Origin of the sequence: Streptomyces sp. NPDC058872, from assembly GCF_042743065.1 — a bacterium.
Classification (GTDB): domain Bacteria; phylum Actinomycetota; class Actinomycetes; order Streptomycetales; family Streptomycetaceae; genus Streptomyces.
The window spans coordinates 73,592-97,425 of sequence record NZ_JBHYMK010000007.1 but is presented as its reverse complement, the minus strand read 5'-3'; the positions used below and the strand labels follow the sequence as shown (position 1 = coordinate 97,425).

The 23,834-nt window shown below is 71.5% G+C and carries 16 protein-coding genes and 5 pseudogenes; 7 read left to right on the top strand and 14 right to left on the bottom strand.

Annotated features, from left to right (window positions below; genetic code table 11):
• Positions 1-15 precede the first annotated feature (15 nt).
• The 4 genes from ACFW22_RS06375 to ACFW22_RS06360 all read right to left on the bottom strand — a co-directional run bounded on the left by ACFW22_RS06375 (position 16) and on the right by ACFW22_RS06360 (position 5,119).
• A complete protein-coding gene (locus tag ACFW22_RS06375) occupies positions 16-1,344 on the bottom strand; it encodes a hypothetical protein (protein WP_386399738.1) in 1,329 nt (442 codons plus the stop codon).
• The gene (locus ACFW22_RS06370) at positions 1,341-2,840 is read right to left on the bottom strand and encodes an amino acid adenylation domain-containing protein (protein WP_386399971.1); all 1,500 of its coding nucleotides are present in this window, start codon (positions 2,838-2,840) and stop codon (positions 1,341-1,343) included. The genes ACFW22_RS06375 and ACFW22_RS06370 overlap by 4 nt, the downstream gene beginning before the upstream one ends.
• A gap of 458 nt (positions 2,841-3,298) precedes the next feature.
• The gene (locus ACFW22_RS06365) at positions 3,299-4,045 is read right to left on the bottom strand and encodes an MBL fold metallo-hydrolase (protein ID WP_386399735.1); all 747 of its coding nucleotides are present in this window, start codon (positions 4,043-4,045) and stop codon (positions 3,299-3,301) included.
• 99 nt (positions 4,046-4,144) lie between these two features.
• Positions 4,145-5,119, bottom strand: coding sequence for a GlxA family transcriptional regulator (locus ACFW22_RS06360; protein ID WP_386399731.1), 975 nt, complete (start codon positions 5,117-5,119; stop codon positions 4,145-4,147).
• Positions 5,120-5,408: 289 nt separating this feature from the next.
• On the opposite strand from ACFW22_RS06360, the gene ACFW22_RS06355 reads away from it, so the two are divergent.
• The 3 genes from ACFW22_RS06355 (at position 5,409) to icmF (ending at position 9,947) form a co-directional block, all read left to right on the top strand.
• Entirely contained in the window at positions 5,409-5,771 is a 363-nt protein-coding gene (locus tag ACFW22_RS06355) for a DUF1304 domain-containing protein (protein ID WP_386399728.1), read from the top strand.
• Complete coding sequence (locus ACFW22_RS06350; RefSeq protein WP_386399723.1) at positions 5,768-6,334, top strand: TetR/AcrR family transcriptional regulator; 567 nt, start codon at positions 5,768-5,770, stop codon at positions 6,332-6,334. The genes ACFW22_RS06355 and ACFW22_RS06350 overlap by 4 nt, the downstream gene beginning before the upstream one ends.
• Before the next feature lie 382 nt (positions 6,335-6,716).
• Positions 6,717-9,947, top strand: coding sequence for a fused isobutyryl-CoA mutase/GTPase IcmF (gene icmF, locus ACFW22_RS06345; protein ID WP_386399720.1), 3,231 nt, complete (start codon positions 6,717-6,719; stop codon positions 9,945-9,947).
• Between the two features lie 205 nt (positions 9,948-10,152).
• On the opposite strand, the gene ACFW22_RS06340 is transcribed toward icmF, so the two are convergent.
• Complete coding sequence (locus tag ACFW22_RS06340; RefSeq protein WP_386399718.1) at positions 10,153-11,076, bottom strand: NAD(P)/FAD-dependent oxidoreductase; 924 nt, start codon at positions 11,074-11,076, stop codon at positions 10,153-10,155.
• Between the two features lie 96 nt (positions 11,077-11,172).
• On the opposite strand from ACFW22_RS06340, the gene ACFW22_RS06335 reads away from it, so the two are divergent.
• Together ACFW22_RS06335 and ACFW22_RS06330 are read left to right on the top strand one after the other, a co-directional pair.
• Positions 11,173-11,853, top strand: coding sequence for an SAM-dependent methyltransferase (locus ACFW22_RS06335; RefSeq protein WP_386399715.1), 681 nt, complete (start codon positions 11,173-11,175; stop codon positions 11,851-11,853).
• 43 nt (positions 11,854-11,896) lie between these two features.
• On the top strand, positions 11,897-12,508 hold the full coding sequence (locus tag ACFW22_RS06330) for a TetR/AcrR family transcriptional regulator (protein ID WP_386399713.1): 612 nt from the start codon (positions 11,897-11,899) through the stop codon (positions 12,506-12,508).
• Positions 12,509-12,513: 5 nt separating this feature from the next.
• On the opposite strand, the pseudogene ACFW22_RS06325 reads toward ACFW22_RS06330, so the two are convergent.
• Positions 12,514-12,702: pseudogene (locus ACFW22_RS06325) on the bottom strand (short-chain dehydrogenase); the annotation flags it as partial.
• A gap of 3 nt (positions 12,703-12,705) precedes the next feature.
• Between ACFW22_RS06325 and ACFW22_RS06320 the strand changes: the two are divergent.
• Positions 12,706-12,864: pseudogene (locus tag ACFW22_RS06320) on the top strand (integrase core domain-containing protein); the annotation flags it as partial.
• 8 nt (positions 12,865-12,872) lie between these two features.
• Positions 12,873-13,290 (top strand): annotated as a pseudogene (locus ACFW22_RS06315) (hypothetical protein); the annotation flags it as partial.
• A 750-nt stretch (positions 13,291-14,040) separates the two neighbouring features.
• Here the strand turns inward: ACFW22_RS06315 and ACFW22_RS06310 are convergent.
• From ACFW22_RS06310 to ACFW22_RS06275, 8 genes and pseudogenes are all read right to left on the bottom strand, one after another.
• Positions 14,041-14,274, bottom strand: a pseudogene (locus tag ACFW22_RS06310) (NAD(P)-dependent oxidoreductase); the annotation flags it as partial.
• Positions 14,275-14,363: 89 nt separating this feature from the next.
• Entirely contained in the window at positions 14,364-15,686 is a 1,323-nt protein-coding gene (locus ACFW22_RS06305) for a benzoate/H(+) symporter BenE family transporter (RefSeq protein ID WP_386399710.1), read from the bottom strand.
• A pseudogene (locus tag ACFW22_RS06300) lies at positions 15,683-16,075 on the bottom strand (PLP-dependent transferase). Before ACFW22_RS06300 ends, ACFW22_RS06305 begins: the two are co-directional and overlap by 4 nt.
• Positions 16,076-16,254: 179 nt before the next feature.
• Positions 16,255-16,803: a hypothetical protein gene (locus ACFW22_RS06295; RefSeq protein ID WP_386399707.1), complete on the bottom strand. Its 549-nt coding sequence runs from the start codon at positions 16,801-16,803 to the stop codon at positions 16,255-16,257.
• Between the two features lie 60 nt (positions 16,804-16,863).
• On the bottom strand, positions 16,864-18,087 hold the full coding sequence (locus ACFW22_RS06290) for a MinD/ParA family protein (protein WP_386399704.1): 1,224 nt from the start codon (positions 18,085-18,087) through the stop codon (positions 16,864-16,866).
• A 54-nt stretch (positions 18,088-18,141) separates the two neighbouring features.
• A complete protein-coding gene (locus ACFW22_RS06285; RefSeq protein WP_386399701.1) occupies positions 18,142-18,759 on the bottom strand; it encodes a sigma-70 family RNA polymerase sigma factor in 618 nt (205 codons plus the stop codon).
• A 329-nt stretch (positions 18,760-19,088) separates the two neighbouring features.
• Positions 19,089-20,363, bottom strand: a complete 1,275-nt coding sequence (locus ACFW22_RS06280) for a S8 family serine peptidase (protein WP_386399698.1) — start codon at positions 20,361-20,363, stop codon at positions 19,089-19,091.
• 11 nt (positions 20,364-20,374) lie between these two features.
• The gene (locus ACFW22_RS06275; protein ID WP_386399695.1) at positions 20,375-23,806 is read right to left on the bottom strand and encodes a right-handed parallel beta-helix repeat-containing protein; all 3,432 of its coding nucleotides are present in this window, start codon (positions 23,804-23,806) and stop codon (positions 20,375-20,377) included.
• Between the last annotated feature and the right edge of the window lie 28 nt (positions 23,807-23,834).

The following is a 23,834-nucleotide window of genomic DNA, read 5'->3' as shown; positions in this document are numbered from 1 at the left end:
TTTCCCTTCATTCGGTCAGGAGTCCCAGATCGCGCCGTAGGCGGGGATGCCCAGGCGTTCCAGACCGTGGACCACCTTCCAGGTCACGCGTTTGTTGGAGATGCAGATCACGGCCTCGGCCCCGGATTCCTGGCGTGCCTGGTGGGCGAGCCGCACCATGTCGGGCTTGCCGTGGACGGAGGTGTCCCAGACGGTGGCGTCCGGCTGTGCGGCGAGGATCTCCTCGACCAGGGCGTCGCCGTAGGTCTCCCGCGGAGATCGTGTGACCCACACCAGACGGGCGGGCACTTCGGCAGCGAGCAGGTGCGGCAGGCACGGACCGATTCCGCTGCCCGTCGCCACGTACACGACCTTGGTGAACAGCGTCTCGATGTTCGCGACTCCGGCCGTGGTGATGCCCTTGACCCAGACCTCTTCCGGGGCGTCGTCGATGAACGACCCGGTCCAGTCACCGGCTCGTGACACGGTCAGCCGAAAACCGCTGCGTCCGGGAGCGGGCACGTTCGCGAACGAATGCCACTCCCACAGCGGACGGCGGCTGATCGCCGTCGACGAGCCCGCGAAAGGGGTGTGCCCGTGGTCGAAATTCACCAACGCCACGTGGGAGGAGGGACGTTCCAGCGACACCGGCACCTTGCGCAGGCGCAGCCACGGCAGGGCGACGCTGAACGTCACGAGCACGAGCAACCAGGTCTGTGGAGCGGTGAGCGCGGAGCGGCCGTCCCCGTGCACGAGGATCAGCGTGTGCCACCAGAACAGCACGAGAGCCGCCCAGCCGCCGAAGCGGTGGGTCCGCTCGAAGAGGTCGTGGAATCGACCGCGTACCGGCGGCAGTGCGGTGACCACCAAGACGCCCAGCAGGACCGCCAGGGCGGAGGAGACGCCCAGCAGCGCCGGGGCCGAGCCCGTCACGACCAACTGGACCAGTAGCGTCATGAACCACGCGGTGCCGCACACCGCACCGCCCACGTGCAGGCCTCCGAAGTGGTAGACCTTGCCGAGCGTCCAGCGCAGTCGCAGCGGCCAGGAGGTGGGGGCTGCGGTGGCCACCCGGAACAGTGCGTTGATGACGTACTGCTGCCGGATCAGGATGGCGAGGGCCATGTTCACCAGTACGGCATCGGCAGAGGTCCGTGGGTCGATCCCGCCGGGCGTGGCGGCTCCGGCGACGACCAGGTTGACCAGGAGGACCAGGGCGATCAGTCGGTTGTAGTGCATCAGGCGCGGATGCTTGAACGCACGGCGCAGCAGTGGCAGCGGATCCGGCAGACCGGCGGCGGACTCCGCGGGGGTCGGGCCGTGTTGCGGGCCGCGTGTCTGCGTGGGCGAGACGGAGGACGTCATGCGGTGCGGCCCTCTTCCGCGAGTCGGCGCAGCGCGGCCTTGTCGACCTTGCCCCGGTCGGTTTGCGGCAGGTGCGACAAGGGGTGTACGGCGGCGGGCATGCAGTAGTAGGGCAAGGCGTCGGCGACGGCCGCGCGGGCCGCCTCCGCGTCCACCAGGGCGGGCGTGACGAAGGAGGTCAGGGTGCGGTCGTCGGTCTTGAGGGTCACGGCCCGTTCGCAGCCGGGCACCGATTCCAGCACGCTGGAGACCGCATCGAGTTCTACCCGGAATCCCCGTACCTTGACCTGGTCGTCGGTGCGTCCCAGGTGTTCCAGCTCGCCCTCGGCCGTCCAGCGTCCGAGGTCGCGGGTGCGGAACATGAGCCGTGGGCCGCCGAGGAACGGATCGGGCGCGTACCGCTCGCTGTTGAGGATCGGGTCGCCGAGGTACCCGGCGGACACGCCGTCACCGCCCGCCCACATCTCGCCGACCTCTCCGGGGGCGCAGAGCCGCCTCTGGGGGTCCAGGACGTAGACGGTGTTGTTGGGCGTGGGCCGCCCGATCGTCAACGACGGGGCAGTGGGGCAGTGCCGTTGGAGGGTGTTCACGATGGTCGTCTCCGTCGGACCGCAGCCGTTGTAGAAGGCGCAGCGACGCGACCACGTGTCGGCCAGTGCACGCGGACACGGCTCGCCGGCCACCGCAACCACGCGCACCCGCGTGCAGCCATCGGGGTCGATCGTCGCGAGCACACTGGGCGTTGCGATGATCACGTCTGCGTCGCGCACCGCCGCTGCGGCATCGCTCCCGCGCACGATCAGGGTGGCCCCGTGGGTGAGGGCTCCGAGGATCTCCCATGCGGCCATGTCGAAGGCGATGTTGAGGATCTGGCCGACCCGCCAGCCGGGCCGGATCCCGAGGTCTCCCGGTGCGGTGAGCAGCAGGTTGCAGACGTTGCGATGGGTGACGGCAACCCCATTGGGGCGGCCGGTCGTTCCGGAGGTGAACAGGACGTAGCAGACGTCATCGGGCTGGACGGGACGCAGCGGCCGGAACCCGGAGGCGTACGGGGTCAGGGGCTCCTCCACCATCCTGTCCACCGCCACCAGACGGGTTCCCGCCGGCACGGGGAGCTTGTCCGCGTAGGTCGACGTCGTCAGCACCACCCTGATCCCGGCGGTGTGCATCACGTGCTCCAACTGCGCGGCGGGGGCCTGTTCCGCGTCCTGCGGCACGTACGCGGCGCCGGTCTTGAGTACGGCGACGACACCGATCAGCAAGGGCAGTGACCGTCGCATGAACAGTCCGACCCGGTCGCCGGGACGCACGCCCTGCTCGACGAGCAGCGCGGCGAGGCGGTTCGCCCGTGCGTCCAGTTCGCCGTAGGTCAGCGTCTGACCTTCGTGTTCGGCGGCCGTCGCGTGGGGTCGGGCTGCGGCGAATTCCTCGATCGGATGGTGGATGCAGGAATGTGACGGCGTCGCGGCGGGCCCCTGGCCGAATTGGTGGAGCATCCACCGTTGGTCCCCCGGCAGATGGGCGAGGGGGGCCGGATCCCACGCGGGCTGCCGGGCACGCAGGTCGGGGAAACGGTGACTGCGGAAAGAGGCATCGACGGTGCGGTGCGCCTGCGACGGCATCGCGGTGTTCAGGAACAGTTGCTCGGTCATCTCAAACTCCCGAAGGGTGGGGCGGTCAGAGAATGCGGCGGGTGGTGACCGTGAGGTCTATACCAAGAGCACCAGTTCGAACACTCCTCGGAAGCCGAGACGGACGCCGCGTCAGACTTTCGTAAGGTCCGTGGCGGACGGCGCGCACGCGACCGGGTCGTTCTCGGCAGTGGCCTCCGAGCCGTTCTCGGCAGTGGCCTCGTGAGCGCCCTCGCGCTCGAAGCCGGCGTGGCCCGGGACGGCAGACCGGCGGCCTTCGGCACCGGGGGCGTCCCCGGTGCCGATGGCCGCCTGACGGTGCCTCACTCGCTGCGCGTGGTGAGGCGACCGGCGGCGTCGAGCCGGGCGAGGCGGTCGTGCTCCCGGTCGGCCCATCGCCGTACCCGGTCGGGATCCAGCGCCGTGCCGTGCCCGACGTGCAGGGCGGTGGGACCGAGGGCGAGCATCTCGCGGAGGCTGGCGAGGTTCTGCCGTGGGTCGTCGTGGAAGGGAGGGTTGGCGGGCCTACCGGGGATGAGGCCCATGAAGGAATTGGCGACGAGGTCACCGGCGACGAGGTCACCGTCGTCAGTGAGGACGGAGATCGATCCGGCGGTGTGGCCGGGGGTGGGCACGATGCGTCCGGCAAGGCCGAAGTCCTCGAGACTCGTCTCGCCACGGACGAGCACGGTGGGCTCGAAGGGTTCGACCCGGATGTGGAGATTGCGACTGCGGGCCATGAGGCGCCCCATGGGGCCGTTGGGCAGGTAGGGTTCGCGTGCCCGGCCGGAGCCGTACGGCCCGAGGTCGGCGATGTGGCCCGCCAGGGGCGCACCGGTGAGCCGGTGGAGTTCGGCGGCGGAGCCGAAGTGGTCGATGTGGCCGTGGGTGATGACGATCAGCGCGACGTCGGTGGGGTCGACGCCGTGGGCGGTGATCCGATCGTAGATCTTCTGGCCACTGCCGGGGGTTCCGGCGTCGACGACGATCGGTCGACGGCCGAGGAGCAGGTAGGCGTTGATGCCGTGCCGTCCCATGACCGGGATCGGGACGACTTTCGTGCGGGACACGATTCTCCTCCGAAGGATGTGGGGTGGTGCCGCCCGTGCGGGCATGGCGGGGTCCGACCGGTGCACGGGCGCGTCCGGCCGGTGGTGCTGACGGTGGGGTCAGAAGCGGCGGCGGTACTCGGCCGGGGTGGTGCCCAGCCGTCGGCGGAAGACCCGGTGCAGCGTCTCCACGGAGCCGAGGCCGCTGGCGGCGGCGACCTCGGGCAGGCTGCGCTCGCCCTCCTCCAGCAGCTGTCGCGCGGCCTCCAGCCGGGTGGCCTCCACGTAGGCGGCCGGTGTCGTGGCGGTGTGCTGGTGGAACAGCCTGGTGAAGTGGCGTGTGCTCAGGTGTGCGCGGGCTGCGAGGGCTTCCAGGGACAGGTCCTCGGTGAGGTGTTCCACGATCCACCGGCGCAGCTCGTCGATGCGGTTGTCCGAGGAGCTCTGGACGGAGAGCGGCACACTGAACTGGCTCTGTCCGCCGGAGCGCTTGACGTACATCACCATCATCCTGGCGGTCGCGAGCGCGAGTTCCTGGCCGTGGTCCTCGGCAACCATGGCCAGCGCCATGTCCATGCCCGAGGTGACGCCGGCGCACGTCCACACCCGCCCGTCCCGGATGAAGATCGGGTCGGGATCGACCCTGACTTCGGGGTGCTCGGCGGCGAGACGTTCTGCGGTGAGCCAGTGGGTCGTGGCGGGCCGGCCGTCGAGCAGTCCGGCGGCGGCCAGTACGTGCGCTCCCGCGCAGACCGATCCGGTCCGCCGCGGCCGGGGTGCCGCGCGGCGCAACCAGTCGGTGACCTCGTGGTCGATCACCGGCTCCACCCGACCGTCGACGATGTCGATCGCCCCCGACACCAGCAGGGTGTCGATCGGGTCCGGCACGTCGTCGAGAGCCAGGTCGGCCATCAGTCGGACACCGCTGGAGGTGGTCACGGGGCCGCCGTCGGCCGTAGCGATCCGTACGAGGTACCCGGGCCGGTCGGCTCCGGCGACCCTGGAGGCCACGGAGAAGACCTCTGCCGGTCCGGTGGCGTCCAGCAGCTCGGTGCCGGGGAAGGCGACGATCACGACGCGGTGCGGTGGGGACATGCCTCGATGATTCCGCCCGGTCGGGAGTGGCTGCAATGACCAGGATCTGTCACATCGGGCCATCGGGGGAGCGTCCCCACGCCCTCCGTCGAGCCCGGGGGCGAGCGGGGTCTCCTCCGTCCAAGCGGAGCAAAGCGCTCAGCGGTCAGCTTCGGAAGCCCTTCGGGGCTTGACGACGGGACGGGCGCTGGGTGGTGGCGGGTGTTCTCGTCGGTACTTCCCTCTTCATGGACAGATGTCCATGTATGCTGGTCAACTGTCCATGATGTCTGAGGGTGGGGAGACCCCGATGGAGACGACCGCGAACGTGCTGGTGGGACTGGTGGGCGCGTTGCACGCCTACTTCCTGGTTCTGGAGATGTTCCTGTGGGAGAAGGGGCCGGGCCGCAAGCTCTCCGGCTTCGACGCGGCCATGGCCCGTGCCACCGCGCCGCTCGCCGCGAACCAGGGCCTCTACAACGGCTTCCTGGCCGCCGGGCTGATCTGGGGACTGATCGCGGAGGATCCGACCGGGTTCCGAGTCCAGGTCTTCTTCCTCGCCTGCGTGCTCATCGCCGGCCTGTACGGCGGGCTCACCACCAACCGGCGGATCCTCATCGCCCAGGCCGCGCCCGGGGCCCTGGCGCTCACCGCCGTCCTGCTCGCCCGGTGACCGCCGTGCCGACAGATCCCCGTACGGCACGGACCCGGGCCACACTGCGCCGCGCGCTGTTGGAGGAGTGCACCCACAGTCCGTTGGCGGAGGTCAGCGTCACCGCCGTGGTGCGCCGGGCGGGAGTCGGCCGCGCCACGTTCTACCTCCACTACGGCGACCTGGAAGCGCTCGCCGTCGACGCGTGCGCCGACATCGTCCGCGAAGCCGTCGAGGCGCTGCACGCCTGGCGCGGCACACCCGATCCGGGGATGCCTCCGCCCGCACTGCTGACCTTCTTCGACGGCCTCGCTTCGCAGGCCGCCCCCTATCGGGAACTGCTGAGTCCGGGCGGCAGCGGTCCCCTCGGCCACGTGCTCCACCGGGACCTGCGCGCCCGCAGTCGCACCGAGCGCGCCCTGGCCGGTGCGCCGGCCCCGGACCTGTTCGCCTCCGCCGTGGCCGCGACCTTCGTCGGGGTCCTCGCCGACTGGCTCCACGGCCTCATCGAGGCGACACCTGCCCAGATCGCGCAATGGGTCTGGCGCCTGCTCGTCCATCTGCACCGCACCCCGCTGCGCTGACCTGCCGCACTGCCGCAACGGCTTCTTCCCGCTGCGGTGCTCACCCGCCAGCGGCACGCTCCTGAACGTCGCGACACGCCCCACGGGTTCTCCTGGCGAGAAGGGACGGAGCGCGCGGTCGTCCTGGCCGCCTCGCCGAGCCGTACCCGAAGGCCCGGGCGGCCCCGTCACGGCGTCCGGCCGGCCCTCGGTGACGTGGTGCTTCCGGCACGCCCGCGCGTTCCAGGGGCGCCGAGCCACGGAGCAGGCCGTGCCGCGCCCCAGAGCATGCGGCCGTGACTCACTGTGCCTCTGGTCACACGATGATTACTTCCCGTAGTTTACTAGGACGTCCTAGTATCTCTTGTAGTAGCAGCTTCCCGTCTGGTCCGGAGGGTCCCCCATGAGTGATCTGCACCGTCCCGTGCACCCCGTGCGTCTGGTCACGGCATCCGCCCTGTTCGACGGTCACGACGCCTCGATCAACATCATGCGGAGGATCTTCCAGTCCCAAGGCGTCGAAGTGATCCACCTCGGTCACAACCGGTCGGTCAGCGAAGTCGTCGACGCGGCGCTCGAAGAGGACGCGCACGGCGTGGCGGTCTCGTCCTACCAGGGCGGGCACGTGGAGTACTTCGAGTACCTGGTGGAATCCCTACGGGCCCGGGGGGCCGACCACGTCCGGGTCGTGGGCGGCGGTGGGGGGGTGATCGTCCCCGAGGAGATCACTCGGCTCAGGGCGAGCGGAGTGACGATCTTCTCTCCGGAGGACGGGCAGCGGATGGGCCTTGCCGGGATGGTCAACTCGGTCGTGGCCGACTGCGACTTCGACCTGTGGGAGACCAAGCCCGCCGAAGTGGCCGCCGTACTGGCCGGCGACCGCTTCGCCGTGGCCCGCGCCATCACCGGTGCCGAACTGGGCGCCCTGCCCGACTCCTTCCTGAGCGAGCTGCGCGCTGCCTCTTCGACGCGGACCGTTCCCGTCCTCGGCATCACCGGAACTGGTGGATCCGGAAAGTCCTCGCTCACCGACGAACTGGTCCGGCGGCTCCGCGTCGACCAGCAGGACAAGCTGCGGGTCGCCGTCATCGCGGTCGACCCCACGCGCCGCCGGGGCGGCGGCGCCCTGCTCGGCGACCGCATCCGCATGAACTCCCTCGACGGCGACCGGATCCTCTTCCGGAGTCTGGCCACCCGAGGCAGCCGAGAGGTGCCCGAGCACCTCGCCGACGTCATCGACGTCGTCAAGGCCGCCGGGTTCGACCTGGTGATCGTCGAGACCCCCGGCATCGGCCAGGGAGACGCGGCCATCGTGCCGTTCGTCGACACCTCGCTCTATGTGATGACGCCCGAGTTCGGCGCCGCTTCCCAGCTCGAGAAGATCGACATGCTCGACTTCGCCGACGTCGTCGCGATCAACAAGTTCGAGCGCCGCGGTGCCCTCGACGCGATGCGGGACGTCGCCCGACAGCTGATCCGCAACCGGGAGGCGTTCGGGAAGCGCCCCGAGGAGATGCCGGTCTACGGCACCTCGGCGGCCACCTTCAACGACGACGGCGTCACCGCGCTCTACCAGCACCTCAAGGCCCTGCTCGCCGAGGAGGGCCTGCGGCTGTCCGAGGGCACTCTGCCCGCGGTCGACCGGCGCCACTCCTCGGGAATCCGGCAGGTCGTGCCCTCCGACCGGGTGCGTTACCTCGCCGAGATCACCGAAACCGTCCGCGCCTATCACTCCGAGACGCTCGTGCTGTCCGAGGCGGCCCGCCGGTTCCAGCGACTGGCCGCCGTCCAGGAGGAGCTCGTCGGGGCCGGCTCCGACGACTCCGGAGTGCAGTCCCTGCTCCAGGGCGCACGCAAGCAACTGCCGCACGACCTGCTCGAGCAGATCGAGGGCTGGCCGGCCGTCGTCGCGTCCTATGCACAGGACGAGCTGGTGGTGAAGGTGCGCGACCGGGAGATCCGGACCAAGCTGATGCGCGAGTCCCTCTCCGGCAACAAGATCCCCCGGGTCGCCCTGCCCCGGTACGCGGACCACGGCGAGCTGGTGCGGTTCTGGCGCGGCGAGAACCTCCCCGGGTACTTCCCCTTCACCGCAGGGGTCTTCCCCTTCAAGCGGGACGGCGAGGACCCCGCGCGCATGTTCGCCGGCGAAGGCGACCCCTTCCGCACCAACCGCCGCTTCCGGCTGCTCTCCGAGGGGCAGCCCGCCACCCGCCTGTCCACCGCCTTCGACTCCGTCACCCTCTACGGCCGCGACCCCGACGAGCGTCCCGACATCTACGGCAAGGTCGGCACCTCCGGAGTCTCGGTCGCCACCCTGGACGACATGAAGGCCCTCTTCGACGGCTTCGACCTGGTCGCGCCGACCACATCGGTCTCCATGACGATCAACGGGCCCGCCCCCACCATCCTGGCCTTCTTCCTCAACACCGCGATCGACCAGCAGATGGACGGATTCCGCACGGCCAACGATCGCGAGCCCGACGCCGAAGAGGCGGCCGAGCTGCGCGCCAAGGCACTCGCCAACGTCCGCGGCACGGTGCAGGCCGACATCCTCAAGGAGGACCAGGGGCAGAACACCTGCCTGTTCTCCACCGAGTTCTCGCTGCGCATGATGGCGGACGTGCAGGAGTGGTTCATCGAGAACCAGGTCCGCAACTTCTACTCCGTGTCCATCTCCGGCTATCACATCGCCGAAGCGGGTGCGAACCCGATCAGCCAGCTCGCCTTCACCCTGGCCAACGGATTCACCTACGTCGAGGCGTACCTCGCCCGCGGCATGCACATCGACGACTTCGCGCCCAACCTCTCGTTCTTCTTCTCCAACGGAATGGACCCGGAGTACTCCGTTCTCGGCCGTGTCGCCCGCCGCGTCTGGGCCGTCGCGATGAAGGAGAAGTACGGCGCCAACGAGCGCTCCCAGAAGCTGAAGTACCACGTCCAGACGTCCGGGCGGTCCCTGCACGCGCAGGAGATGGACTTCAACGACATCCGCACCACGCTGCAGGCCCTGATCGCCATCTACGACAACTGCAACAGCCTGCACACCAACGCCTACGACGAGGCGGTCACCACCCCCACGGAGGAGTCCGTCCGCCGGGCCTTGGCCATCCAGCTCATCATCAACAGGGAGTGGGGCCTCGCGATGAACGAGAACCCCCTCCAGGGCTCCTTCGTCATCGACGAACTCACCGACCTCGTCGAGCAGGCCGTCCTCACCGAGTTCGAGCGGATCAGCGAGCGCGGCGGAGTCCTCGGTGCGATGGAGACCGGCTACCAGCGCGGCCGGATCCAGGACGAGTCGATGCTCTACGAGCAGCGCAAGCACGACGGCACGCTGCCCCTCATCGGCGTCAACACCTTCCGCAACCCGCACGCCGCGGACGCCGAGCCGCCCGTCATCGAGCTGGCGCGCGCCACCCAGGAGGAGAAGCAGTCGCAGCTCGACCGCGTCCACGCCTACCAGACCTCGCACCGGGAGCCCGCCGAAGCGGCCCTGGCAGAGCTCAAGAGCGCGGCCATGGAAGGACGCAACGTCTTCGCCGTCCTCATGGACGCCGCCCGGGTCTGCTCCCTGCAGCAGGTCACCGACGCCTTCTTCGAAGTGGGTGGCCAGTACCGCCGCAACGTCTGACGGGCCAGGAAGGAGGCGAGGGCCGGGCGGCGCCGCGTTCGCCGCTCGGGAGCCGGCGCGGGCCGGGTGGATCGGCACCACGGGGGTCGTGGAGGAGACGCGCGAGCTCGCCGAGGACGGGGGCGAAAGCCCGGTGGGGGGTGCGGTCGATGCGGCCGCTGGAGCCCTGCCGGGCGCGGAAGGGGCCGGTGGGGTGTCGGGGCCGTCAGGCCAGGTAGGCGAAGTGGATGGCGTCGGCGGCTGCGGCTCCGGCGGTGACGGCGGGAACGGCGCCCTGTTCCCAGGTCCGGCCGGTCAGGTCACCCGCGGCGTAGAGGCCGGGAATGCTGGTCTGGCGGCTGTCGTCCACGGTGACGTGGCCGTCGCCCAGGGCGAGGCCGTGCTCCGTGACCAGGCGTTCGACGAGCGGGACCTGGCGCTGGGGCCGGGGCCACAGCAGGGTCTGGCGTTCCAGGAGGGTGCCGTCGGCGAGCTCCACGGTGTGCAGGTCGCCGTCGGTGTGGTGCAGGCGGGTGATCTCGCCCTGGACGAGGTCGCTGCCCTGCTCGCGCAGGCTCCGACGCAGTTCGTCGGCACCGGGCAGCGAGGCCGGTGCGATGGCGAGGGTGTCACCGGTCCAGGCGCGGAAGGCGGTGGCAGTCATGCCGAGGTAGCCGGGTTCGTCGGAGACCAGGGCCCAGGTGCGATCGGCGTTCTCCTCGCCGATGCAGAAGGGGCAGTGGATCACCGTGCGGCCCCAGCACGCGGCGAAGCCCTCCACGCCGTCGGGATGCCGGTCGATGACGCCGGTGGCCAGGATGACGTTCCGGGCCCGGGCGGTGGTCCCGTCGTCCGCGTGCACGGTGAAGCCGCCGCCGGGCAGCGGGGTGATCTCGCCGACCGTGGCGTCGAGCCGCTGGGCCAGTCCGTAGCGGTCCAGTTCCGCCCAGGCGCGAGTACGCAGTTCCTCGGGGGTGGCGCCCTCCAGGCCGATCAGGCCGTGCACACCGCGGGAGGCGGCATTGCGGGGCGGGGCGGGGGACTCGATGACCAGGGTGCGGCAGCGGTAGCGGGTCAAGGTCAGCGCGGCGGTCAGGCCGGCGGGCCCGCCGCCGATGATCACGGTGTCGTACGGGGCGGTGCGGTCCATGGGATGCCTCCGAAGGGACTTGACGAAAACGAATGACCGGCGGTCATATTACTGACCAACGGTCATTCGCTCGATCCCATTCCCGCTGGAGGAAATGTGACCCACACCACCGGCCGTGCTCGCGGCCCGCAGGACGGCGACCACCCCCATGGCCCCGGGGCCGCCTCGTGCCCGGACTTCGCGTGGGACGACCTCTACACCGGCGACGGCAGCGACACCCCTGGTCCCGACCCCGTGCTCCTGGCCCCCGTCGACGGCCTTTCCCCGGGCAGGGCCCTGGACCTGGGCTGCGGCGCCGGCGGCAACGCCCTCGCGCTCGCCGAACGCGGCTGGCGCGTCACCGGAGTGGACCTCGCCCCCCGCGCCATCGCCTCCACGCGAGCCAGTGCCTGCGCCCGCGGCCTGGACGACCGGGTCGAACTCGCCGTCGCCGACAGTGCCACCTGGCAGCCCGAGACCGCCTACGACTTCGCCCTCAGCTCCTATGCGCTGCCACCCCGCGGCCCTGCCCGCACGGCCACCTTCGCCACCCTCGCGGCGGCCCTCGCCCCGGGCGGGATCCTGGCCCTCGGCGAATGGGACGAGGAAGCCTGCGACGGGGGCGAGCCCGGTGACCTGGCCACCCTCACCGAGCTCACCGAAGCCCTCACCGGCCTCGGTCTGGACATCGTCCGCGCGGAACGACAGGTCGTGCCGAGGATCCAGCACCCCAGCGAGGACCACGCGGTCATCGTCATCGCCCGCGCGCCGCATGACACCCTGGAGTCCGCCCACTGACCGACCACCGGTCAGGCAGCCGCCTGACCACGAAGGAGGGACCGTGCCCGCGGACGAGTCCGCCCCCGCCCAGCCCACCGGCCGCTTCCAGCCCCCGGACGTCCGCCGCCGCCAGATCCTCGACGCCACCGCCGCGCTGCTCCTGGACGATGGCTACGAGGCGCTGACCGTCAGCAAGGTCGCCGCCCGCGCCGGGGTCGCCAAGGGCACGGTCTACCTCTACTTCGACTCCAAGCAGGAGCTCCTGGCCGCCCTCCAGGCCGAGATGTGGGACCGCATGCTCCAGCAGCCCGCCGCCCTCCTGGAGCGGCCCGGCCTGACCTGGACCGAACGCCTCGACGGACTCGTCGCCGCCTGGATCGCAGCCGAGCAGGACCACCACGAGCTCTACCACCGGCTCTTCCACGAATCCGGCGGCGCGGCCGGCGAGGAACCCATGACCGCCGCCCGCGACCTGCTCGTCACCCTCCTCGTGCAGGGCCACGCCGCAGGTGAGTTCGACGTGCCCGAGCCCGAGCTCACCGCCGACTTCCTCACCCATGCCTATACCGGACCCTGCCACCACACCCGGACCGACACCGACGTCACCGTCGCCGTCCAAGCCCTCTTCCGCCGCGTCGTCGCCGCCCGCTCCCCGAGCGACCCAACCGCCTGATCACCTCATCTGGCGGTGTCGGGGAAGCTCACTCCGGTCAGGCGCTCCGAGAGCTCCCACAGCTCGCCCGGGCCATCGGGCCCGATGAACGCGCCGCCCTCCACTCCCGGTTCGGTCGCCGCGTACAACTGCGGGAGCGCGCCCCGCTCGGGGCGCTGCGCGAGCAACGGGTTGCCGATGCGGCCGAAGAACAGCTCGACGAATGGGCCTACGCCCGCCCCTACCGCTCAGAACAAGAACGACGCGACGCCTTCCCCGAATGGCTCCACACCTACAATCACCACCGCGGACACACCGCACTCAAAGGTCAACCACCCGCCAGCCGCGTCCCCCACCTCACCGGGCCATACACCTAGGGCGTGTCCGGATCGACTGGAACATGGTCAGCGTCGACTCGACATCACGCCGTGCCCGTCAGCTTGCGGCCGGAGCCCGCAAGAAGAAGCCACGCGTCCCGAAAAAGGTCGACGCCCCGGCGCCACCGCCTGGTCGGCGGCAAGGCGTACGGCTCACGCCTCAACCGCCGCTGTCCGCGAAGACGCCAGATCAAGCACACCATTCCCGAGCCGAAGGGCCAGTGGGCCAACCGCAAACGGCGCGGCATCAAGGGCGGCCGGCCCACCGGTTTCGACAGTGAGATCCACAAACGCCGCAACGAGGTCGAGCGGACGATCAACCGGCTCAAGAACTCCCGGGCCGTCGCCACTCGCTACGACAAGAGGGCCTACATCTTCCATGGCAGCATCGCGGCCGCGGCGATTCGACTCTGGCTTGGGCTCTGACCGTCAAGGTCAGGGCCCAGCACGGGCGTCATCGCGCCACGCGTGGTTCAGAGTCCGGCGGCAATAAGGATCCCCGCCCCCACGAAGGCGAAGACGCCTCCGATCACTCTGCACGTGGTGACGCTGCCAGGCCATGACCGATAGGCGTAGGACATTGCCTGGAACCGGTCGGCGGCCCCTCGGACGTTAGCGGCCAGGAGCCCCCCGCCCACGAGAGCGACGCCTCCCCACATCAGCTCGAACGCGTGACTATTCACGACGTAAGGATAGCCAGCGTGCCTCGTCGGCAGGATTTCTCACCCTGATCGCCAGGGCACGAGGTGTATTGCCCGGTGAGGCCGGGGGATCTTGGAGTCGTCCGATGCGTCGGCGTGATCGGTGGGCATGCTTGGGGTGTTCCGAAAGCCTATGCAGTTTCCGCGGCGCAGGCAGTCCCGCGGCAGTGGTGGCGATGGTGCGCACACCCGGCGGGTCCGCGTGAACTCGTCGAGTCCGTCCCCGGTCGATCCATGAGAAGGCCGCCTGAACTGGAAGAAGCGGGTCGAGAAGCCTTTGCGGGTATGGACTACGCAGGCAACTGCACTGCTCACCTGAGTGTGTTGACCACATGCGGTACCAACTCGCCCGCCAGGGCCAGGAGGAGGGAGCGGGTGGCGAACAGCCCGGCCTTCTCCCGGGCCTCGTGGGTGCCGGTGCCGAGGTGCGGGGTGGCGACGACGTCGAGTGAGGTCCCCGCCCCCGCCTCTCTGTGAAGGCCTCGTACAGCACTGCTCCGTCCACGATGCCGCCGCGCGCCACCTTGGGACACGCACCCGACGACTTGACCTCCCGGAGCTCTTCGGCTCCGATCAGGCCGAGGGTTTCCGAAGTCCCGGGCAGATGCACGGTGAGGAAGTCGGCGCGGGTGAGCAGCGCGTCCGGGCAGACCGTCTCGACGGCAGTGGGGGAGAGGCGGTCGGCGATGAGGAGCAGGGGCTTGTGCAAGGGGGCGCAGTGCTTGCTCAAGGGGAACGTCCGATCGTGACAGGACGCGGGCCGGCGGACGTTCCGGTGGCAGCCGGCCCGGCGCGGGATCAGCCGGTGGCGGAGCGGCCCCGCCAGCGGGTCAGTACGAGATGGGCCGTGACACCGAACACCAGGCCCCAGAAGGCCGATCCGATGCCGAACAGGGTCATGCCGGAAGCGGTGGCCAGGAAGGTGATCAGCGCCGCCTCCCGGTCCTTCTCCTCCGCGACCGCTCCGTTGAGTCCGCCGGCCAGTGCGCCGAACAGGGCGACACCGGCGATGGCGGCGACCAGTTCTTTCGGCAGACCCGCGAAGAAGACCACGAGGGTCGTACCGAAGGATCCGATGAGGAGGTAGAAGGCACCACAGGCGACACCGGCGACGTAGCGGCGCCTGGGGTCGCGGTGCGATTCCGGCCCGGTGCAGATGGCCGCGGTGATCGCCGCGAGGTTGATGGCGTGGGACCCGAAGGGCGCGAGGGCGGTGGACGCCAAGCCCGTCGAGCCGATCAGCAGCCGGTCCTTGGGCTGGTAGCCGGACGCGGTGAGCACGGCCATTCCGGGGGCGTTCTGCGAGGCCAGGGTCGCCAGGATCATCGGCACCGCGATGCCCATGAGGGAGGAGACGGAGAAGTGCGGCGTCGTCAGCACGGGGCGGGCCAGCTCGATGTGGTCCAGACGGATGTCCAGCTGTGAGGTGGCCGCGCTGCACACCACTCCCACTGCCAGCGCGATCAGCACCGCGTAGCGGGGCAGGAACCGCTTGCCGAGCAGGTAGGAGGCCAGGACCCCGCCCGCGATCCAGGGTGCGGTCTTGAGCGAGGTGAACACACCGGTGCCGAAGGAGAACAGGATGCCTGCGAGCATCGCCGCGACCACGGCGGTCGGCACCTGCCGCATCAGTCGACCGAACACCCCGGTCAGCCCGACCAGGGTGATCACGACGCCGGTGACGAGGAACGCCCCGATGGCCTCCGCGTAGGAGTAGGCGCCCAGGCTGGTGACCAGCAGTGCCGCGCCCGGTGTGGAGAAGGCGGTGATGACCGGCATCCTGGTCCGCAGGCTGAGCACGATGCAGGTCAGGCCGCTGCCGATGGAGACGGCCCATACCCAGGAGCCGGTCCGTGCGGTGTCCAAATGTCCGGCCGAGGCTGCGGCGAGGACGATGACCAGCGGTCCGGAGTACGAGACGACCACGGCCACGAACCCGGCGAGGACCGCGGACAGCGACATGTCGCGCAGCAGTCTGCGCCGGTCTTCTTGGTGGCCGGATCGTTCCGGCGGCCTCCCGGGGCCGGCCTGGGGCGGCGCCGTGGCGGTGGTGCCGGTGCCGCCGACGTCGTGGTTGCCGGCCTCACCGTTGCTGTCGGCGTTGCTGGTGGGAGTGCTCAAGATTCGTCCTTAGGGGCGCGTTCCAGTGCCTGCTCCAGGTCGGCCACGAGATCGGTCGGGTCCTCCAGGCCGCTGGACAGGCGCAGCATGTCCAGCGGAGAGGTGCTGCCCGGTCCCTCAAAGGTGTAGCGGTGTTCGATCAAGCTTTCCACCCCGCCCAAGGACGTTGCACGAATGAACAGTTCGCAGTGCTCGGCCCCGCGCAGGGACCGTTGCCACTCACCGGCGACGTGCAGTTACGGCATCCCGCTGAAGCCACCGGTCGTCTGCCGGGCGGCGATGTGGTGCCTCGGGTCGCCGGGCAGTCCGGGATGGGCGACCCGGCTGACCAGCGGATGTCCGTCGAAGGGCGGAGCCAGTGTCATGGCCGTGGCCGATAGCTGACGCATTCGCGGCCTGGAACGGCCTGGGACTCGTTGGGTGGTCGGCGACGACGTCCCGGAAGAGCTGTCGGATCGGCGGACCGGAAGTGATCGCGTTGCTCCGGGTCTGCTCGGGTTCGGCGCTCGTGTTCATGGCCAGCGCAGCCCTACTGGAGCATCTCGGGCTGATCGCCCGACTCCTGCGTCTACCAGGGGCTGCTGCTGCTCGTCGATGTCGCGTCCCCGGAAGCGCCGCCGGAGGTCGTCGACGGGGTACCGAAGACGGAACCGCCCGAGACGGACCCGGTGGGTACGGAGGCGGGGCCGGCCGTCACCCGGCGGACCGGGGTGCTCGCCGTGGACTGGGTCACCGACCGGGCCGGCGCCTCCCGGATCGCCTCGCGCGGGCGCTCGTCCTCCGTGCCGATCCGCTCCAGGCGCAGCACCAGGTTCCGCTCGTGCTGGACGTGGCCCGGCCAGTCCACGTCCTTGCTGGTGATCGTCTGCGTGCGGACGCCGTCCACCGCCTCCCAGCGGGTCCTGACCGCGCGGATGTTGGGCCGCCACCGGCCCTCGTACAGGTGCTCCACCTCCAGGTGCCAGCTCGGCGCCTCCACGTGCCGGACCGTCCCCACCTCACCGGGGATCTCGATCCGTGCTCCGCGCGCACCGGCCACGGTGACCACCGCGCGCTGCGGCCAGTCGGCGTCCACGCCGATGACGGTGATCCGGCAGGGGCCCTCGTACCAGGCCATGGGTGCTCTCCAGTGTTCTCGGGGACGGGTGGGGAAGAAGAGGACGGGGGAGGGGCGGTGTCAGCCCTGGGGGAAGCTCTGGGCGACGAGCGTCGCGAGCTCGTGGTAGGCGGCCCGGGTCCGGCCCCGCATCGCCTCCGGGTCGACCTCGCCGCCCCCGGCCAGACGGGGGTCGTACGGGACGGTCACCACGGCTCGGCAGCGCTGCCGGAGGCGGGCGGCGGCCTCGTCCATCAGGGCCGTCCGTCCCGAGGGCGACCGCGCGCCGGAGACGACGGTCACCGCCTCCCGTGCCTTCTCCCCGTGGCCGAGGGCGGCCAGCCGGTCGAAGACCAGACCGGCGCCGCTCATGCCGTCCTCGCCCGGTGCGGCTGCGACGACCAGCTGGTCCGACAGGTCCAGGACCGCACACAGGGTGTCGTGCGGCATGCCGGTCCCGGAATCGGTGAGGACCAGCGGGTACTGGCCGGCGAGCACCTCCACGACCTGCCGGTATTCCTGCGCGCCGAAGGCCCGGGGGTCCGTCGGATCCGGGTCGTGCGCCACGACCTCCAGACCACTGGGTGTCTGCGAGGTGAAGGCCCGGATGTCCATGTAGGTACGAAGCCGGGGCAGGGCTCCCACCAGGTCGAGCACGGTGGCATCCGACTGCCGCCGGACACGGCGGCCCAGGGCTCCCGAGTCCGGGCTCGCGTCCACGGCGACCACCCGGTCGGCCCGCTCCCGCGCCAGGATCGCGCCGAGTGCCAGGGCGGTGGTCGTCTTCCCGGCCCCGCCGCTCAGACCGATCACCGCGACGTGGTGGCTGCGCAGCAGCGGGGCCCGGAGGACATCGGCGGCATTGTCCGGCCCTCCGCGCCGCCCGATGCGGAAGAGGGGACGGGACACGCGCCGCACCGGCCGCGTCCCTGCCACGGGCTCGGCGGGGACGACCGGGGCCGGTGCGACTGGTTCCGACACGACTGGTTCCGACGCGGCGGGAGCGGCGGGCCGCTCCGCCGCAGGCGGGTGTTCCCTCAGGGGCTTCGGGACCTTCGCGGGCACGGCTTCCGTCGGTTCGGGCTCTGCCGCTACGGCCTCCGCCGGTACGGGCACGGCCGTCGGTTCGGGTTCTGCCTCCACGGCCTCCTCCGATACGGACGCGGCCGTCTCCGGGGCCTCCGTCGGCGGTGCTTCCGGTGGGGCCTCGTTCCGCCCCGTGCGCCAGTGCTCGGGGCTGTAGTCGGGTGCGTCCGTCCAGTGCTCGGGCGCGTCCATGTCGTTCCTGGCTACGACGGTGACCACCTCGGCCCCCTCTCGTCGGTCGCCCGGAGGAACGGCCCAACGGGCACGGCCGGTTCAGACGGGGCGGAGCGGGCGGTCCGCCGGGGCGAGGCCGTGCCGTTCGAGGACGGGACGCAGCGCCCGCACCGCGTAGAAGTTGCGGGACTTGACGGTGCCCGGCGGGATGCCGAGCACGGCGGCCGCGTCCGTGGTGGACCGGTCGTTGAGGTGCAGCTCCACCAGCACCTCCCGCTGGTGCGGGGGCAGTTCGGCGAGCGCGCCGCCGACGGCGTGCGCGGTCACGATCTCCTCGTACGGGTCGTCGGGGGCCACACGGTCCTCCGGCGTCTCGTCGCCCAACTCCTTCACCCGGGCGGACTGCGCCCGGAATTGGTCGATGGCGATCCGGCGGGCGACGGTGAACAGCCAGGGCCGGCCGTGCTCCGGACCCCGGACCAGTGCCTGGGGGTTCTGCCAAGCGCGCAGGAAGGTCTCCTGAAGCATGTCCTCGGCCCTGCCCCGGTCCCCGCTGGTGAGGCGGAGCAGGGCGCGCAACAGGGCGGAGGCGTGCAGCCGGTGGAGTTCCGCCAGGGTGTCGCGGTCCATGGTGGGGCGGGGTCGCGCCTCCGGATGGACGCCCGTCCCCGACTCCGCGCGGACCGCGTCGTCGGCCCCGTCTTCGTGCGTTACCACCCGGTCGTTCCTCCCTCGCCGCGCGTCGGCGACTCTGGGGCGGCGGCCGGCGGCATCGATCTGCCGACGGCTCCGGGCGCGTCGGACTGTTGGGAACGACCTTGGCAATCCTGGCTAATGCATGACTAATGTTCAGGTGTGATCGAAGGTCGCCCGGTAACGTACCCCTAATTTTCGATGGTGTCCGGTGCAGGCGAGACAGGGACGAGGCGACCCTCGACCGCTCCGTACGCTCCACAGACCACAGACCACAGACCACAGACCACAGACCACAGACCACAGACCACAGACCACGCCCGCGCGTCCGAACGGAACCCCCGACGCACCCCCTAGGCGGACGGGGACGCCTCCGATCCGCTGCTCCTCGTGGCCTGCGGGGCACGGTAGCCACCCGGCCGCCACCCCCGACGGCGGCCCCGCGGCAGTACGGCGGAGGCTGCTGCCACCCCCGTCATCCCCGCCAGAGAACCGGCCGCCACCCACCAGGCGGATCCGGCGGCGGACGGTCCTGGTGCGGGCGGCAGCACCGCTCCGGGGGCCGTCGCCCGGACCGTCGTCCCGCCCCGCTCCTCGGGGAGCACGGCCGTGACGGCGGCGATCGGGTCGACCGATCCGTACCCCCGCGTCCGGTCCGGCACCTGCCCGCCCGGGCCCGTCGTGGTGGCACGGAGCCGGTGAACCAGGGCCTCGGCGGTCAGCTCCGGTCGGCGGTCCAGGACGAGGGCCGCCGTCCCGGCCACCAGCGCGGTCGCGTAACTCGGCCCGGAGGCCGTGAAACTGCCCCGGCCGCCCGGCCCGGGGCCCGTCACCGCCTCGCCGGGGGCCATCAGGTCCACCCGGCCTTCGAGGGCCTGCTCGGACGCCTTGCCGTCGGGGCCGGTCGCCGCCACCGCCACCACCTGTGGGTGGGCCGCGGGGTACGCCGGGCCCTTCGCCCCGTCCGGGGCGGCCGGGGCGATCACGACCGAGCCCTCGGCGACCGCGTACCGCACGGCGCTCCGCAGCGCCGGGCTGTCCGTGCCCGCCACCGCCACCACGGCGATCACCCGGGCGCCGCTGCCGACCGCCGCTCGGATGCCCCGTGCCAGGAGCTCGGGAGTGGTGTTCCCCCGCCGGTCGGTGACCGGCACGTCGAGGATCCGCGTCTCGGGTGCGATCCCCGCGAACCCGGCGTCCGGGGTGCGGGCCGCCGCGATCAGACCGGCCGTGAAGGTGCCGTGCCCGACGCAGTCCGCGGCCGGGCCGCCGGCCGCGAAGAGGCGCGGCGTCCGCTTCAGGCGGCTGCCCAGCAGCCCGGCGGTGTCGTCCACCCCCGATCCCACCACGGCCACCGTCACCCCGGCCCCTTCGGACAGCGGCCACACCGCGTCCGGGCGCAGCAGCGCCTGGGGCCAGGGGAGACCGGTGACCTTCCGGTCCGATGCCCTGCGGCAGGCGTCGCCGGAGAGCCGCTGGGTGACGGCGGGCAGCGAGGCGGGATCGGCGCCCGCCGTGCCGGCATCCGCCCCGGTGTCTGTCCCCCCGCCCGGGCCCGGTACGGCCGCCGCGCTTCCCGGCAGCAGGGCCAGGGTCCCGCACAGCAGGGCCGTCGAGAGGGCCGCCACCCCGCCCCGCCTCACGCGACACCGTCCGGCACCCGGTCCCAGGGCACGTCCTGCGGCAACAGCAGGCTGAGCTCGGCCACGCCCTCGACGTCGAGCCGGCTGAGCCGGCCCGCCTGCCGGGTGATCATCGACTCCAGGACCTGGCGGGCGAACCGGCCGTTGCCGAAGTTCCGGTCACGCGGCACCGCCGCGAACAGCTCGCCCAGCGCCGCCAGCGTCTCCGGCGGGCACACGTACCCCGCCTTGTCGGACAACGCCTCCACGATCCGCACCAGTTCGTCGTCCGTGTAGTGCTCGAAGACGACGGAACGGGAGAAGCGGGACGCCAGGCCCGGGTTGGAGTCCAGGAAGCCCCGCATCTCGTCGGCGTAGCCGGCGACGATCACCACGACCTCGTCGCGGTGGTCCTCCATCAGCTTCATGAGGGTGTCCACCGCCTCCTGCCCGAAGTCGTTGCCCGAACCACCGCGCGGCGTCAGCGTGTACGCCTCGTCGACGAACAGCACGCCGCCGCGCGCCCGGTCGAACGCCTCCTTCGTCAACTGCGCGGTGTGGCCCACGAACCGGCCCACCAGATCCGCCCGCGCCGTCTCCACCAGCTGGCCGCCCGACAGCACGCCCAGCTCGGCGAGCAACTGCCCGTACAGCCGGGCCACCGTCGTCTTGCCGGTGCCGGGCGGCCCCGAGAAGACCACGTGGTGACTGATCGTCGCCGTCGGCAGCCCGGCCTCCTTGCGCCGGTTGACCTGCTTGATCAGATTGACCAGGTCCTCGACCTGCTCCTTCGCGGCGGGCAGGCCGATCATCGCCCGCAGCTCGTCGAGGAGTTCTGTCCGGCGCTCCACCGGCGCGCCGTCCGCCGCGACCGCCGCCGCGGCCTCCACGCCCACGTCCTCCGGCTTGAGCAGTGCCAGATCGGTGTTGCCGATGTCGGCCAGCGCTGCCAGCCGGGACGCCTGGCGGTCCACCATCTCCTCGAACGCCTTGCGCGCCGCACGGCCGTTGCCGAAGTCGGCACCCTTCGCCATCGCCCCGAAGTGCCGGGTCAGCGCGTCGCGGGTGCCGTCGGCGAGCTGGTAGCCGTGTGAGGCGGCGGACATCGCCACGATCGTCGTCAGCTCGTCGTCCGTGTAGTTCCCGAACTCCACCGTACGGCTGAAGCGGGACGCCAGGCCCGGGTTGGAGTCCAGGAAGCCCCGCATCTCCTCCGAGTACCCGGCGACGATCACCACGACCTCGTCGCGGTGGTCCTCCATCAGCTTCACCAGCGTGTCGATGGCCTCCCGGCCGAAGTCCGGCCCGCTGCCCCCGGTCCCCTGTGACAGGGTGTACGCCTCGTCGACGAACAGCACGCCGCCCAGGGCCTGCTGGAACACCTCCGTCGTCTTGATCGCCGTCCCGCCGATCACCGACGCCACCAGGTCCGCCCGCGCCACCTCCACCAGGTGGCCCGACGGCAGCACGTCCAGCTCGGCCAGGATCGAGCCGTACAGCCGGGCCACCGTCGTCTTGCCGGTGCCGGGCGGCCCCGCGAAGATCAGGTGCCGGCTCATGGGCAGCGCGGGCATCCCCGCCAGCTCCCGTCGCCGCGCCAGCTTGTTGAGGTTGACCAGGGTGGCGACCTGCCCCTTCACCCCGTCGAGGCCCACCAGCGCGTTCAGCGCCTCCAGCGGACCGTCCGGGCGGCGCGACGCGGCCGGCGCCGCCTCCCCGCCCCCGCCCCCGCCCGGGAAACCATCCGGGGAACCGGCCGCGTTCCCGGGGCCGTCCTCCCCGCGCGGACCGTCCATCGCCGCGCCCGTCCCGCCGGACGTCGCCGCGGCCTCCCCGTACGCGTCCGGCAGCTCGTTCTCCGTGCTCGTCAGGTTCTCCACCGCGAGCCGCGCCGACGACTTGAGCTGCCGCAGCCCCGAGCCCCCGTTCCCCGACACCGAGCAGTCGTGCACCCGCACCGCCTCCGTCGAGTCCACGCGGATGCCGTCGCCGGTGTTGTCCATCGCCTCGCACCGGCTCAGCGAGGCCCGGCCGCCCTCCGCGACCCGGAAGCCGTACCGCCGGCAGGACCGCACACGAGTGCGCGCCGCCGTCAGCTCCCCTCCGTCCTCCACGAGGACGCCCTCCTGCGGCGAGCCGGACACCTCGCAGTCCCGCAGCGTCGCCACGCCCTCCCGGCCGACCGACACCCCGGCTGCGCCGGTCTCCCGGACCACCGTGGTGCCCACGTACACGTCCCCGCCGTCCGCGATCCGCACCCCGGACTGCCCGGTGGCCGACACCTCCGACGCCTCCAGACGACCCCGGCCGCCCCGGGTCACCTCCACCCCGGCCCCGGCCACGTCCGACACGTCCAGCCGCCGCAGCATCGGGTTGGCGCCCTCCAGGACGCGCACCCCCGCCGCTGCCCCGCCGCGCACCTCCAGCCGGTCGAAGTCCGGTGCGCTGTCACCGGTCAGCTGGACCCCGGCCTCCTTCGCGTCCCGCACCGCGCACCGCTTGAACGAGGGGCCCGAGGACTCCTCCACCCAGATGCCGACGCCCTCGGCCGCGGTCACCTCGCAGTCCTCGAACGCACCGCGCGAACGCCCCGTCACGTGAATGCCGTTGCCCTTCGTCCGGGACACCCGGCAGCGGCTCAGCAACGGGTCCGTGCCCTCGGCGAGCGCGATGCCGTGCACCTTCGTCGAGGACACCGAGCACTCCTCCAGGACCACCCGCTCCGTGGAGCTGACGTACACCCCCAGCAGGCAGTCCCGCACCGAGGCCCGCACCACCCGGGTCGTGCTGTTCTGCTCCAGGGCGATGGCCGGCTTGTCGGTGGCAGAGATCTCGCAGTCCTCGATCAGCCCCCGGCCCTCGCCGTTCGCGCACACTCCGTTGCCCCGGGCGTCGCGCAGCACGCAGTTGCGAAAGGTCGGATTGGCCCGCTCGCCGATCACCACCGCCGACGTGCCCAGGTGCTCCACCACGCAGCCGTCGATCACGCTGGTGCCGGTGGACGTCTCCACGATCCCCGCGCCGCCCGGGTTGGTCACCCGGCAGCCCCGCATCGCCAGCGAACCCTGCTGCCGGGTCAGCACGGCCGTCCAGGCGTTGCCCACCACCTCGCAGTCCTGGAGCGCGGCCTGTCCGCGCGGCACGTCCACGGCGGGCAGCTCGTCGTCCCGGCCCTGGAGCACCAGACCCGTCAGCTGCACCGCCTCCGCCACCACCTGCACCACCGTCCCCCGGGGCGGCACGATCCGCACGGTCCCGTTCGGGTCCTCGGCGGTGATCGTCACCATCTTGGTGATGACCAGGTTCTCCTCGTACCGTCCCGGGCGCACCGAGATCACCGCGCCGCCGCGAGCGGCCTCCAGGGCCGCCCCGATCGTGCGGTAGGGGCCGCCGGGAGACGGGCGGTCGCTCTGCGCCTCGGCGCTCACGGTCAGCACATGGCGCGACATGCGTGGTGGTTCCCTTTCAGGCGGTGTC

Excerpts from the sequence above, each read along its gene's own strand:
- ACFW22_RS06340 (WP_386399718.1), bottom strand. The coding sequence starts at position 11,076 with ATGGACCGCACCGCCCCGTACGACACCGTGATCATCGGCGGCGGGCCC.
- ACFW22_RS06360 (WP_386399731.1), bottom strand. The coding sequence starts at position 5,119 with ATGTCCCCACCGCACCGCGTCGTGATCGTCGCCTTCCCCGGCACCGAG.
- ACFW22_RS06375 (WP_386399738.1), bottom strand. The coding sequence starts at position 1,344 with ATGACGTCCTCCGTCTCGCCCACGCAGACACGCGGCCCGCAACACGGC.
- icmF (WP_386399720.1), top strand. The coding sequence starts at position 6,717 with ATGAGTGATCTGCACCGTCCCGTGCACCCCGTGCGTCTGGTCACGGCA.
- ACFW22_RS06275 (WP_386399695.1), bottom strand. The coding sequence starts at position 23,806 with ATGTCGCGCCATGTGCTGACCGTGAGCGCCGAGGCGCAGAGCGACCGC.
- ACFW22_RS06370 (WP_386399971.1), bottom strand. The coding sequence starts at position 2,840 with ATGCTCCACCAATTCGGCCAGGGGCCCGCCGCGACGCCGTCACATTCC.
- ACFW22_RS06295 (WP_386399707.1), bottom strand. The coding sequence starts at position 16,803 with ATGGCCTGGTACGAGGGCCCCTGCCGGATCACCGTCATCGGCGTGGAC.
- ACFW22_RS06355 (WP_386399728.1), top strand. The coding sequence starts at position 5,409 with ATGGAGACGACCGCGAACGTGCTGGTGGGACTGGTGGGCGCGTTGCAC.